The organism is Catenulispora sp. GP43 (assembly GCF_041260665.1).
Taxonomy (GTDB): domain Bacteria; phylum Actinomycetota; class Actinomycetes; order Streptomycetales; family Catenulisporaceae; genus Catenulispora.
Genome location: NZ_JBGCCT010000025.1, coordinates 124,682 through 137,967 on the forward strand (window position 1 = coordinate 124,682; position 13,286 = coordinate 137,967).

General features: G+C 70.6%; 11 protein-coding genes. 6 read left to right on the forward strand and 5 right to left on the reverse strand.

Annotation, left to right across the window (positions count from 1 at the left end; translation table 11 throughout):
* Window positions 1–66: 66 nt before the first annotated feature.
* Both pfkB and ABH926_RS38260 read right to left on the reverse strand, forming a co-directional pair.
* Window positions 67–1,044: a 1-phosphofructokinase gene (gene pfkB / locus ABH926_RS38255; protein ID WP_370370860.1), complete on the reverse strand. Its 978-nt coding sequence runs from the start codon at window positions 1,042–1,044 to the stop codon at window positions 67–69.
* The gene (locus tag ABH926_RS38260) at window positions 1,041–1,802 is read right to left on the reverse strand and encodes a DeoR/GlpR family DNA-binding transcription regulator (protein WP_370370861.1); all 762 of its coding nucleotides are present in this window, start codon (window positions 1,800–1,802) and stop codon (window positions 1,041–1,043) included. Before ABH926_RS38260 ends, pfkB begins: the two co-directional genes overlap by 4 nt.
* Before the next feature lie 320 nt (window positions 1,803–2,122).
* Between ABH926_RS38260 and ABH926_RS38265 the strand changes: the two genes are divergently transcribed.
* The 5 genes from ABH926_RS38265 to rhaS all read left to right on the forward strand — a co-directional run bounded on the left by ABH926_RS38265 (window position 2,123) and on the right by rhaS (window position 9,596).
* On the forward strand, window positions 2,123–4,789 hold the full coding sequence (locus ABH926_RS38265) for a trehalase family glycosidase (protein WP_370370862.1): 2,667 nt from the start codon (window positions 2,123–2,125) through the stop codon (window positions 4,787–4,789).
* Between the two features lie 126 nt (window positions 4,790–4,915).
* A complete protein-coding gene (locus tag ABH926_RS38270; RefSeq protein ID WP_370370863.1) occupies window positions 4,916–6,466 on the forward strand; it encodes a sugar ABC transporter ATP-binding protein in 1,551 nt (516 codons plus the stop codon).
* Entirely contained in the window at window positions 6,463–7,518 is a 1,056-nt protein-coding gene (locus ABH926_RS38275) for an ABC transporter permease (RefSeq protein WP_370370864.1), read from the forward strand. Before ABH926_RS38270 ends, ABH926_RS38275 begins: the two co-directional genes overlap by 4 nt.
* Complete coding sequence (locus ABH926_RS38280; protein ID WP_370370865.1) at window positions 7,511–8,503, forward strand: ABC transporter permease; 993 nt, start codon at window positions 7,511–7,513, stop codon at window positions 8,501–8,503. The genes ABH926_RS38275 and ABH926_RS38280 overlap by 8 nt, the downstream gene beginning before the upstream one ends.
* A 10-nt stretch (window positions 8,504–8,513) precedes the next feature.
* Entirely contained in the window at window positions 8,514–9,596 is a 1,083-nt protein-coding gene (gene rhaS / locus ABH926_RS38285) for a rhamnose ABC transporter substrate-binding protein (protein ID WP_370370866.1), read from the forward strand.
* A 106-nt stretch (window positions 9,597–9,702) separates the two neighbouring features.
* Here the strand turns inward: rhaS and ABH926_RS38290 are convergent, their stop codons facing one another.
* Window positions 9,703–10,059: a VOC family protein gene (locus ABH926_RS38290; RefSeq protein WP_370370867.1), complete on the reverse strand. Its 357-nt coding sequence runs from the start codon at window positions 10,057–10,059 to the stop codon at window positions 9,703–9,705.
* Between the two features lie 83 nt (window positions 10,060–10,142).
* Between ABH926_RS38290 and ABH926_RS38295 the strand changes: the two genes are divergently transcribed.
* Complete coding sequence (locus ABH926_RS38295) at window positions 10,143–10,616, forward strand: MarR family winged helix-turn-helix transcriptional regulator (RefSeq protein WP_370370868.1); 474 nt, start codon at window positions 10,143–10,145, stop codon at window positions 10,614–10,616.
* 83 nt (window positions 10,617–10,699) lie between these two features.
* On the opposite strand, the gene ABH926_RS38300 is transcribed toward ABH926_RS38295, so the two are convergent.
* On the reverse strand, window positions 10,700–11,098 hold the full coding sequence (locus ABH926_RS38300; protein WP_370370869.1) for a hypothetical protein: 399 nt from the start codon (window positions 11,096–11,098) through the stop codon (window positions 10,700–10,702).
* A gap of 38 nt (window positions 11,099–11,136) precedes the next feature.
* Window positions 11,137–13,173 carry a BTAD domain-containing putative transcriptional regulator gene (locus ABH926_RS38305; protein WP_370370870.1) on the reverse strand — a complete coding sequence of 679 codons (2,037 nt, stop codon included), beginning with the start codon at window positions 13,171–13,173 and terminating at the stop codon, window positions 11,137–11,139.
* Window positions 13,174–13,286: the final 113 nt, after the last annotated feature.

The following is a 13,286-nucleotide window of genomic DNA, read 5'->3' on the forward strand; positions in this document are numbered from 1 at the left end:
CAATCGTGTGGGTTGGTTCCTCACTTGCTGTGCTGGGCAGTGCTTCGGCGCAGGTGGCGGCGGGGTTCAGCCGTTGTCGGCGAGGTGCAGGGACCCCGCCGGTTTACCTCCCGGGTCGCGCACGACCCGGATTCCCTCCCGGCTCACGTCCGGCGGGCCGGGCATCTGGCTGCCCGGCAGCCCGACCGCGGCCCTGGCCCAGGCCATTCCCTCGATCAGCGCCTGGCCGCCCTCACCGCCGGCGGCCAGGAACCCGGCCAGCAGCGCGTCCCCGGCCCCGACGGTGCTCACCGGCTCGATCGCCTCGGCGGTGCCGAACAGCGCGCCGGAGGAGTCGACGAGCACGGAGCCGTCCGCGCCCAGGCTTGCCAGGACCGCCTTGACGCCCCGGGAGCACAGCTTCTCGGCCGCGGCGACGACCTCGCCGATGCTGTTCAGCGGGGTGCCGACGGCGGCGGCCAGCTCCTGGCGGTTCGGCTTGACCAGATCCGGGCCGGCGTCGACCGCGGCCAGCAGCGCCGCGCCGCTGGTGTCCACCGCGACGCGGACCCCGTGCTCGGCGAACTGCGCGGTCAGGGTCGCGTAGACGTCGTCGGGCACACCCGGCGGCAGGCTGCCGGACAGCACGGCCCAGGAGGCGCCGGCGTTCGCAGGATCCTGCGACACGCAGCGGTCCAGCACCGCCTCGGCGAGCAGCGCCACCTCCCTGCCGGTCAGCGCCCCGCCGGGGGCGTTGACCTTCGTGACCCGGCCGTCGGCCTCGGCCAGCGTGATGTTCGACCGGGTCCAGCCGTCGACCTGGACCTCGGTCACCGGTACGCCGTCGTTCTGCAGCAGGCGCGCCAGTTCCTCGCCGTCCGGCCCGGCACACGGGATCACCGCGTGCGAGGCGACGCCGAAGGCGCGCAGCACCCGGGTCACGTTCACGCCCTTGCCGCCGGGGTCGATCCGGGCGGAGGTGGCGCGCAGCACCTCGCCGCGGCGCAGCGAGTCCAGCGCCAGTGTGCGGTCCAGGCTGGGATTGAGGGTCAGGGTCACGATCATGCCCGGACCACCCGCACCCCGGCGCCGCCGAACTCGGCGGCGGTCTCCTCGTCCAGGCCGGCGTCGGTGACGAACAGGTCGACGTCGTCCAGGCCGCCGAAGCGCGCCATGCAGTCGTTGCCGACCTTGGTGTGGTCGGCCAGCAGCACGGTGCGCCGGGCCGCGCCGATCATCGCCCGCTTCACCGCCGCCTCGGCCAGATCCGGGGTGGTCAGCCCGCGCGCCACCGACACCCCGTTGGTCGCCATGAAGGCCACGTCCACACACAGTTGGGACAAGGGGGCCAGGGCCCATTCGTCCACCGCGGCCAGGGTGCGGCCGCGGATCCGGCCGCCGAGCATCAGGACCGTGAGATTCGGCCGGGCGACCAGCTGCGCGGCCAGCGCCGGGGCGTTCACCACCACGGTCAGCTCGCGGTCGGCCGGCAGCGCCGAGGCCAGCCGGCCCGTGGTGGTCCCGGCGTCGATGATGATCGAGCCCTCCTCCGGGATCTCGGCCAGCGCGGCCTTGACGATGCGCTCCTTCTCCGCGGTCATGCTCTGGTCCCGCACGGCCAGCGCCGGCTCGAAACCGAGCCGCTCGACCGGGATCGCCCCGCCGTGCACCCGGCGCACGAGGCCGGCCCGCTCCAGGGCGGTCAGGTCCCGGCGGATCGTCTCGGTGGTCACCGTCAGGTCCTCGGCCAGGACCACGACGTCGACCCGGCCGTCGACCCGCGCCTTGTGCAGGATCGCCTGCTGTCGTTCCTCTGCGTACATGGGCCACCCCGGGTGTGCTCGGTGAGCTCAGCGATCTTCTTGCGGCATCCGGCGTTTGGTTTCCACGCCGTTTCCCTTTGTTCGTGTTGGTTTTACGCCCAGCCGCCGGGGCTGTCAAGGCTCCGACCTCGGACGTCGCAGACCGCTGATTCTTTGCGCGCGAACCCTGGCCGTCCGCCGCGGGCCGGAGTAGCATCCCCGGTGACTTCGTGGGTTGAATCGATTTAATCTTCAGCGCGACCAGCACAAGCTGTGCACTCCCAGTACTTCTCATGAGCTCGATTCCCCATGCCCGAAAACGTTTCAGGAGAGGCACCACCGTGAGACACCTACCGATCGCCGTGCTCGCTTTCGGCCTGACCGCCGGCGGATTCGGCACCGCCGCGAGCGCCTCCGCCGGCACCCCGGCACCACATCCGGCCAAAGCCCACGCCGCGTACGCCAATCCCTGCGCGGCGGACAACCTGTCCCCCACGTCCCGAACGGTGAACCCGGTCGCGGTCTACGCCACCAGCGGCACCGTCGCAAACGCTTCCGCCTTGCTGAACGGGCAGAACACCCGACTGACCGGCAACGGATCGGCGGTGACGCTGGACTTCGGCAAGGACGTCGGCGGCCTGGTGAGCCTGCGCTTCGCGGACGCCAGCGATTCCAGCCAAAGCGTCGGGCTGGCCTTCTCGGAGTCCAGCCAGTTCGTCGGCAACGCCAGCGACGCCTCCAGCGGCGGCGGTGCCGACGGCTTCGTGGCGGCGGCGGTTCCGGTCGGCGGTGGGAGCTACACCGTGCCGAAGGACAAGCTGCGCGGCGGATTCAGGTATCTGACACTCTTCCTGAACTCCGGCGGCTACGCCGATCTCGACGGCGTCTGGCTGGCGTTCAGCGCGGCGCCGAACGCCTCGGACCCGGCCGCGTACCCGGACTACTTCTGCTCCAACGACACCGCGCTGAACCAGGCCTGGTACGCCGGCGCCTACACCACCCAGCTGGACACCATCGATCCGACCGAGGGCCGGGTGTGGCCGCCGCCGTCCTCGGGCTGGGAGAACAACGGCGTCGTCGGCACCGGGACCGAGGTGCTCACCGACGGCGCGAAACGGGACCGGTCGGTGTGGCCGGGCGACATGGGGGTCTCGGCGACCACGGCGTACGTGAGCACCGACGACATGCTCGGCGTCCGCAACTCCTTGTCCACGATGTATCAGAACCAGAAGTCGACCGGCGAGCTGCCGTACGGCGGTCCCGAGTTCCTCTTCTACAGCTCGGACACCTACCACATATGGACGCTGGTCGGGACGTACGCGTACTACCTGTACACGGCCGACAAAACCTGGCTGGACAGCATCTGGAGCAAGTACCAGCTCGGCATGAACTTCATCACCGCGAAGATCGACGGCAACGGCCTGCTGAACGTCACCGGCACCAACGACTGGGCCCGCGGCGACCAGGGCGGGGAGAACATCGAAGCCAACGCCCTGATGTACGAGGCGCTGTCCACCGGGGCGAAACTCGCCACCGCCGAAGGCAACAGCTCGCTGGCCTCGACCTACACGAACAAGGCCGCGACCTTGAAGACGGCCGTGAACGCCACGCTGTGGGACTCCTCGACCGGTGCGTACAAGGACAACCCGAGCAGCACGCTGTACCCGCAGGACGGGAACTCGCTGGCGGTCTGGTACGGCCTGGCCGGCGGTTCGCAGGCTACTGCGATCGCGACCCACCTGCGCGGGAACTGGAACAGCCTGGGAGCTCAGGCCCCTGAGTTCAACAGCAACATCTCGCCGTTCTCGGGCTCGATGGAGCTCTATGCGCACTTCGCCGCCGGCGACGACGTCAACGCGCTCAACCTGATCCGCGACGAGTGGGGCTACATGCTCGACTCCCCGATCGGCACCGGCAGCACCTTCTGGGAGGGCTACGCGAACAACGGCACGCTCAACGCGTATTCGAGCCCCTTCACGAGCCTGGCGCACGGCTGGTCGACCGGCCCGACCGGCGCGCTGACCACCGACGTGCTGGGCATATCCCCCACCGCACCGTCGGGGAGCTCGTACCAGGTCGTGCCGCACCCCGGCGACCTGACGCACGTCGAGGGGACGCTGACGGTGGCCGCCGGCAAGCAGATCCACGCCAGCTACGACCACGACAGCGCGGGCGACTTCAGCCTGCAGGTGGATTCCTCGACGAACAGCGGCTCGGCCGGCGTCATCGCGGTACCGACGTGGGGTCAGAACCGGACGGTGACGGTGAACGGGCAGACCGCGTGGAACGGCAGCGCGTTCGTCGGAGCGTCCGGGATCACCAGCGCGGACACCGACGGGCAGTACGTGTACTTCCGCGGGGTCTCCCCCGGTGTCTACACGGTCGCCTACAGCGCCTCGGCGACCGCACCGCCGATCTCCTACCGCGAGCTGCCCGGCACCTGGACCCGCTGCGCCGCCGAGAACGGCAGCTGCGCGGTGAGCGGGACGTCGGTGATCGCGTTCGGGGCCGGCGGGCAGTTCAACTACCTGCAGACAGCCAGCAGCACCACGTGCAACGACACGAACTTCGGCGACCCGGCGCCCAACGTCCCGAAGTGGTGTTACGTGCAGACCACACAACCGGCCTCGCCCGGCTGGCAACAGTGCGCCACCGAGAACCAGAGCTGCTCCTACAGCGGCCTGATGACGATCGCGTACGGCGGAGGAGGCACCTACAAGTTCGCCACACTCGGCAGCGGCGGCACCGCCTGCGACAACGCGGTCTTCGGCGACCCGGCGCCGAACACAACCAAGGCCTGCTTCCTGCTCGGCCCTCCCCCGGGCTTCACGACGTGGACGTCGTGCGCCGCGGAGAACGGGAGCTGCGCGTTCTCCGGGACCCGTGAGGTGGCCTTCGGTGCGAACGGCCGGTACTACTTCGGCAGCTACAGCGGCGGGACGCCTTGTACGGACACGGTTTTCGGCGACCCGGCGTTCGGGTCGGCGAAGGCGTGCTACCTCCAGTAGTCATGAATCGATTCAGCGATGATCAGCCCGCTTACTCAGCCAAACCGGCTCCGCAGCCCTTGACGCACCTCACTCTCGGAGCTAACTTCACCGCAATTTCATTGAAACAATTCACTCGGGAGTCTCATGGACAACCCCGAAAACCCCGACCCGGACCCCACGACTCCGGTCCTCGCGCTGGAGGGGGTGAGCAAGTCCTTCGGAGCCGTTCACGCTCTGCGTTCGGTGTCCCTTCAGCTGTTCAGCGGCGAGGCGCACGCACTGGCCGGCGAGAACGGGGCCGGCAAATCCACGCTGATCAAGGTGCTGGCCGGGGTGCACCGGCCGGATGAGGGCTCTGTGCTGCTGGACGGGGCACCGGTCGAGTTCGGCGGGCCGGCCGCCGCGCGGGACGCCGGTGTCGCCGTCATCTATCAGGAACCCACGTTGTTCCCCGACTTGAGCGTGGCGGAGAACATCTTCATGGGCCGCCAGCCCACGCGCTCGTTCGGGCGGGTCGACCACCGCGCGGTGCGCGAGGCGGTGGCCGCGTTGTTCGCCAGGCTCGGGGTCGCGATGGATCCCGAGCGGCCGGCCCGGGGCCTGTCCATCGCCGATCAGCAGCTGGTGGAAATCGCCAAGGCGCTGTCCTTCGACGCGCGGGTGCTGATCATGGACGAGCCGACGGCTGCGCTGACCGGCAGCGAGGTGGCCCGGCTGTTCACGGTGGTGCGGGCCCTGCGCGAGCAGGGCGCGGCGGTGCTGTTCATCTCGCACCGGCTGTCGGAGATCTTCGAGCTCTGCCAGCGGGTCACCACGCTGCGGGACGGCGCGCTGGTCGCCGCCGAACCGCTGGCCGGCCTGACCGAGGCCGATCTGGTGCGGCGCATGGTCGGCCGGACTCTGGACGAGCTCTATCCCAAACAGGAAACGGCGGTCGGGGACATCGCGCTGGACGTCAGCAGGCTGACTCGCGAAGGGGTCTTCACCGACGTCTCCTTCCAGGTCCGCTCCGGCGAGATCGTGGGCCTGGCCGGACTGGTCGGTGCCGGACGCAGCGAGGTGGCGCGCGCCGTGTTCGGCGTCGACCGCTTCGACGCCGGCCACGTCGCCGTCGGCGGACGCCGCCTGAAACCGGGCTCGCCGAGCCTGGCGATGGCCGCCGGACTGGCCCTGGTTCCGGAGGACCGGCGCGCGCAGGGCCTGATCATGCAGATGAGCGTCGAGCGCAACATCGGCCTGGCCGATCTGCGCGCGGCGACCACCGCCGGGCTGGTGAGCCGGCGCGCAGAGCGTGACCGCGCGGTCGATTGGGCGGCCAGGCTCCAGGTGAAGTACGCGCGCCTGTCGGATCTGGTCGGCACGCTCTCCGGCGGCAACCAGCAGAAGGTGGTCCTGGCCAAGTGGCTGGCGACCGGGCCGCGGGTGCTGATCGTCGACGAGCCCACGCGCGGGATCGACGTCGGCACGAAGGCCGAGGTGCACCGGCTGCTCTCGCAGCTGGCGGCGGACGGCGTCGCGGTGCTGATGATCTCCTCGGATCTGCCGGAGATCCTGGGCATGGCCGACCGGGTGCTGGTGATGCGCGAGGGCCGGATCAGCGCCGAGATCTCCCGCGAGGGGGCCACGGAGCAGACCGTGATGGCGGCGGCCACGGGCGCGGCAGCCACCGGCGCGGCGGCCGGGGGTGCGCGATGACGGCGTCAGCCACAGCGGCGGCCGTGCAGGCGGTGCCGGCCGCCGACGCGCCGCGCGCGCTGCTCGACCGGGTGCTGCGGATGCGCGAGCTGGCGATCCTGGCGGTGCTGGCCGTGATGCTGACGGCCACGCAGATCGACAACACCTCGTTCCTGTCCGAGCAGGGCATCAAGGACCTGTTGCTGAACGCGACGATCCTGGTTCTGGTGGCGGTCGGCGAGGCGGTCGTGGTGGTCACCGGCAACGTCGACCTGTCGGTGGGCTCGGTGCTGGGCGTCACCGCGTTCGCGGCCGGGGATCTGCTGCGGCACGGAGGGAATCCGGTCCTGGCGGTCGGGCTGGCGATCGTCCTGGGCGCCGGCTTCGGTGCGTTCAACGGGGTGCTCGTGGGCGTGGGTCAGGTGCCTTCGCTGGTGGTCACTTTGGGGACGCTCTACATCATCCGTGCCTTGGACTCGATCTGGGTCGGTTCCCGGGAGGTCACCGCGGCCCGGCTACCGAGCGGCTTCAAGAGCTTCGGCCACGACGGGATCTGGGCGGTGCCGTATCTGGCGGTGCTGGCGGCGGTCGTGCTGGTCGCGGTCGGCTACTTCCTGCGGAACTACCGCAGCGGCCGGGAGTGCTACGCCCTGGGTTCGCACGCGCAGGCCGCGGCGCTGGCCGGGGTGCCGGTGCGGCGGCGGATCGTGGGGGCGTTCGTGCTGTGCGGGGCGCTCGCGGGACTGGCCGGGGCGTTGTATCTGGCCCGGTTCGGGTACGCCGACGCCGGGACCGGCAGCGGCTACGAGCTCACGGTGGTCTCGGCCGTGGTGGTCGGCGGCGTCGGGTTCACCGGGGGTTCGGGCAGCGTGTACGGGGCGGCGCTGGGCGCGCTGCTGCTCACCTCCATCAACAGCGTCCTGCCCGCGATCGGCGTCAGCTCGGTGTGGGTCGAGGCGATCGACGGGATCCTGCTGCTCCTGGCCATCTCGGTGGACCGGGTCGTGGCGCTGCGGATCGCCGGGCTGCTGCGCAGCCGGGCCCGACAGGCGAGGACCATCGCTGATGGCTGATATTCCGGCCGCGCCGAGCGGCTTGCGCCGGCCGCCCCTGCACGGCGCCCTGCGCTGGGACACCGTGGTCTCAGTGCTGCTGGTGATCCTGCTCGCCGTCTCCTTCAGCACCGTCGGCGGTTTCGGCAACGCGCTGAACATCAGCTTCCTGATCGGTAACACGCTGCCGGTCGCGGCAATCGCGCTGCCGATGACGATGCTGGTGGCCTCTGGGGAGATCGACCTGTCGGTGGGCTCCACGGTGGGCTTGTCGGGGGCGGTGATGGGCGCGCTGTGGAACCACGGCATGAACATCAACGCGATCATCGTGGTCTGCGCGGCGCTCGGCGTGGTCTGCGGTCTCATCAATGCCCTGCTGGTGACCCGGCTTGGGCTGCCCTCGCTGGCGGTCACGATCGGCACGATGGCGCTGTACCGGGGCGTCGCGCAGATCGTGCTCGGCTCGAATTCGGTCACCGACTTCCCGCAGAACTACCTGGATTTCGGCTCCGGGCGCCTGGCCGGCTCGTTCCTGCCGACCGCCGTCCTGCCCTGGCTGGTGCTGGCCGCCGCGGCCGCGGTGGTGCTGCACGCCACCGGCTTCGGCCGCTCGGTCTTCGCCGTCGGCGCCTCGGCCGAGGCCGCCTGGTTCGCCGGGGTGCGGGTAAAGCGGGTCAAGCTGTCGCTGTTCGTGGCCACCGGCCTGGTGTCCTCGCTCACCGGGGTGTTCTGGGTGCTGCACTACGCCAGCGCCACCTACAGCAACGCCACCGGTCTGGAGCTGTCGGTCGTGGCCGCGGTCCTGCTCGGCGGCGTGGACTTCGACGGCGGCCGCGGCACCGTCGGCGGCGCGATCGCCGGGGTCTTCCTGCTGGGCACGCTGCAGAACGTGATGAGTCTGGCCGACGTCTCGGCGCAGTCCCAGACGATCGTCACCGGCGTGCTGCTGACCGTCTCCGTGCTCGGGCCACGCGTGGCCCGGCAGATGTCGCCATCGATCCGTTGAGGGGAATGCCATGAGCAAAGCCACGAGCTTCGCGGCCCTGGCCGCCGGCAGTCTGCTGGCGCTGAGTCTGAGCGCGTGCGGCGGGGCCACCAAGAGCTCCACCGACAAGGCGGCGTCCACCGCCCCGGCCGCCGGGCAGGGCGGCGCGGCGAACCCGGACGCCGCGACGAAGAAGGGCCTGGCCGTCGCCTTCCTGCCCAAACAGGTCAACAATCCCTACTTCAACATCTCCGACGCCGGAGGGAACACCGCACTGACCGCACTCGGCGAGAGCTACAAGGAGGTCGGCACCAACAGCGCCACCGACACCGCCGGACAGGTGTCCTACGTCAATACCCTGACGCAGCAGCACGTGTCGGCCATCGCGGTGTCCGCACAGGATCCCGGCGCGCTGTGCACGGCGCTGAAGCAGGCGATGAGCTCGGGCATCAAGGTCGTCACCTACGACTCGGACACCGATCCGGGCTGCCGGCAGGCGTTCGTGTCCCAGGCCAGTTCCGAGGACCTGGGACGCAGCGAGGTCGACCTGCTGGGCAAGGAGCTGAACTACTCCGGGCAGATCGCGATCCTGTCGGCGGCGCAGACCGCGACGAATCAGAACGCGTGGATCGGCTACATGCAGGACGAGCTGAAGAAGCCGCAGTTCGCGAACATGAAGCTGGTGAAGATCGCCTACGGCAACGACGACGCGCAGATGTCGTTCCAGCAGACGCAGGGACTGTTGCAGCAGTACCCGGATCTGAAGGGGATCATCTCGCCGACCACGGTCGGGATCAAAGCGGCCGCGCAGTATCTCGACGGCTCGCAGTACAAGGGCAAGGTGCTGCTGACCGGCCTGGGGACGCCGAACGACATGCGCTCCTACGTCCAGGACGGCACGGTCAAGGCCTTCGAGCTGTGGGACCCGGGCAAACTCGGCCAGCTCGCGGCGTACACCGCGGTGGCCCTGGCCTCCGGGCAGATCTCCGGCGCGCAGGGGCAGAGCTTCACCGCCGGGTCGCTGGGCCGTTTCACGGTCGGGGCCCAGGGGGTGGTGACGCTCGGCGCGCCGACCGTGTTCGACTCCTCGAACATCGGCCAGTACGACTTCTAGCGACCGTTGCGACAGCCGGCCGCCGGGGCTGCGCGAGCGGCCCGGCGTGCTGGGCGGCGCGGCGTGCTGGGCGGCCCGGCGGTCAGGCGGTCAGGCGGTCAGGCGGTCAGCTGTGCAGCGTGACGACGTACCCGTCGGGGTCGGCGAACGCGAAGGTCCGGCCGAACGGGCCGTCGAACGGCTCGGTCACGATCGGCACGCCGTGCTCGGTGAGGTCGGCGTGGATCTTGTCGACGTCCTCGGCCTTGAGCCACAGCGCCACGCCCCAGCCGAGCTTGTCGGTGGCGTCCAGGTCGACCAGGGGTTCGCGCACCGCGAACGGGATCGGCCGGGTGTCGAAGACCACCCCGTGGGGCGGGGAGACGGCTGCGCGGGTGAGTCCCAGCCGCTCCTCGTAGAAGCGTGCGGACGCCTCCAGGTCGTGTACCTGCAGGGCGATGAACGACGGTCCGACGGCGGCCATGGCGGCACCTCTCCTTAGTTGTCAGGAAACCTGATATCCAGGGTAGGCCCGCGGCGCGAACAATGCAAGGTAACCTGATAACCATGAGCGGCTCAGAACGGCCCCAGGACACCGTCGACCGGCCCGGGTACCTGATCAAAAGGGCCCAGGCCGCGCTGCACGCCCACATGGCCCGGGCGCTGCACGAGCACGGCGTCACCCTCACCCAGTTCGCCGTACTCACGGCCCTGGACGAGGAACCCGGCCTGTCCAACGCCGAACTGGCGCGACGGGCGTTCATCACCCCGCAGAGCATGAACGAGACCCTGCGCGACCTGGAAAAGCACGCGTGGGTCACCCGCAGCCGGCATCCCACCCATGGACGGATCCTGCGGATCGAACTCACCGAGCAGGGCCGCGCGACCCTGCAGGCCTGCGACAAGACGGTGAACGTCATCGAGCAGCGGATGCTCGCCGACCTCGACGCCGGCCAGCGCCGCCAACTCGCCACGGCATTGAGCAGCTGTATCGCCGCCTTGAACGCCGCGCAGCCGGACACAACCCACGCGCCCTCATAAGGAACCGCGGACGAACGTCGAGCCCCGCCTCGGCGGGAGGCGGGGCTCGACGGTTCCGGTGGGGTGTCAGAACACGTACAGCGTCAGGCGACGTAGACGGAGACGCCCATGCCGGCCAGCGCGGAGACGTGCGCGCCGGGGTCGATGTTGTTCCAGATGACGTCGCGCGCCGGCGGCGCGGTCCGGGTGAGCCAGTTCGAGTACCAGCCGCGCGCGCCGCCGTCGGGCATCACGAAGATCATGCCGGCGTTGCTGTTGATGGAGGGGAACCACCAGTAGTTCGCGGGGTCGGCGCCCGGCGTGGAGCCGTTGAACAGGTACAGCACCGGGTAGCGCTTTGTCGGATTGCTGTAGTAGTCCGACGGCAGCACGATCCGGATGTGGTGGCCGCCGTTGTCCAGCCCCGGCTGCCCGGCGACCTGCGGCGTGGAGACCGTGATGACGAAGTCGTAGGCGGTGTTGGTCTGCGTGTAGGCGGGCACAGGCGCGGCTGGGGGCCACGACGCGCTTCCAGGCAGGGTTACAGGCCGGGCGGCGCGGGTGGTTGTGAGGTCTGCGAGGGTTGTGAGGGTTGCGGAGGCTGTGAGGACTGCGGAGGTTGCGAGGGCTGTAAGGACTCTGAGAAGCCATCGGCAGATCGGGCGTGCGGCAGACGCCACAGCGCGGCTGCCTGGTGGCGCTGGTCGTCGGTGAGCAGGGTCCGGGCCTTCTCGGCGGCGAACTCGCGGACCAGGGCGTGCAGCGCGTAGCGGCCGTGCCGCGGCGATTGGAGCAGGTTCAGGTCGACCAGGCGCTCCAGGATGTCCTCGGCTTCGGCGGACGGACGGCCCAGCAGGGACGCCGCGACTGGAAGGCCCAGTTCTGTGCCGCTCCACAGACCGAGCAGGCACAGGGCGGTCGCTGAGGTCTCGCCGAGTGCGGTGAAGCCGGCGGCCAGGCTCGCCCGCACGTCGTGGTCGGCGAATCTGAGTTCGTCCAGGAGCGTGGAGCCGGCGTTTCCGATCGCCGAGTTCGCCAAGCGGGCGGCCAGATCGGCGATCGTCCAGCAGGGCCGCGCGACGAGACGGCCGGCGGCGGCCCGGATGGCCAGAGGCAGTCCGGCACAGGCCTTCAGGACCTCGTCGGCGGCCTCGGGTTCGGCGGCGGTCCGATCGCTTCCGGCCATCCGATCGAGCAGGTCGCGCGAATCATCGAGGGTCAGAGGGCTGACAGAGATCCGCAGCGCCCCGGCGGCACCGACGTGCCGGTCCCGCGTGGTCACCAGCAGCCCGCAGCCCGGCGAGGCCGGAATGAGCGGCGCCAACTGCCTGGCGTCATGGACATCGTCGAGCACGACCAGAACTCGCCGCACGGCCAACAGACTGCGGTACAGCGCCGCGGACTCCGTTTCGGAGCTCGGCAGATCTCCTGGTGCGATGCCGAGCAGCCGCAGGAACACAGCCAGCACCTGCTCGGCCGAGGCGCCCCGCATGTCCGCGTAGAGCTGGCCGCCGGGGAACCGGCCGGCCAGCCGGTGGGCCGCGTGCACGGCCAGGGCGCTCTTGCCGACCCCGGCCATGCCGTCGACGATCACGGTGTTCGGGCCCGCCGTCGTTCCGATCGTGTCGGTGATGCGGCGTAGCAGGTCCTCGCGGCCGGTGAAGTCGGCGGTGTCCCAGGGCAGGGTGTGCGGCGTGGGCCAGGCGACATATCCGGCGCTCGGCTCGTCGTGGTCCTCCGCGGCTCTGCCGTCGCTGTCGCCGGCGCCGTCGCTGCCGCTGCCGGTGCCACTGCCGGTGCCGGTCCCGGTCCCGGTGCCGCCGGGTCCGGCGTCCATCGCCAGAATCCGCTGGTGCAGCGCACGCAATTCGGGGCTCGGTTCCATCCCCAGATCACGCACCAGCACCGTCCGCAGCAACCGGTACACCTGCAGCGCCTCGACCCGGCGGTCGGCGGCGGCCAGCGCCGACATCAGCAGCGCGTAGGCCGGCTCGCGGTGCGGATGGTCGGCGGCCAGCCGGCGCAGCGCCGCCGCGGCGTCGGCCGCGCGGCCCAGCGCGATGTCCGCGCGCGCCCGCAGCTCGATCGCCTCCACCCGCATCTCGGCCCAGGCCGCGGCCTCCTCCAGGTGCAGCAGCTCCGAGGGCACGTCGGCCAGCGGCTCGCCGCGCCACAGCGCCAGCGCCTGGCCGGCGAAGCGGGCCGCCGAGCGCCAGTCGCCGGCGTCGGCCGCCTCCTGGCCGGCCTGGTAGCGGGCCACGAAGATCCGGGTGTCCAGTTCGGTGGCCGGGTCGAGCAGGAGCCGGTAGCCCGGCGCGACGGTTTCCAGGCGGCGGGCCTGCGGGCCCAGGCAGCGGCGCAGCCGCATGACGTGGCTGCGCAGCGTCGTGACCGCCCCGTCGGGCGGATCGGCGCCCCAGACCGCGTCCACCAGCCCGTCCACGCTGACCACCCGGTTGGCCTGGCACAGCAGCGCGGCCAGCAGCGCCCTGGTCCGCGCCGACGGCAGCGGGACCGGTTCCCCGTCCAGCCGGATGTCCACCGGACCCAGCAGCCCGAACCAAACGGTAGAGCCCACCCCCGCGCCCCTTCCCCCAAACCCTTGTTCAACAGGTATTCAACACCAAACCGCGAGACTGGCGCGGTCATATGTCGACGCAAGCGCCTTACGCTCGCTGTCCGCGACACTCG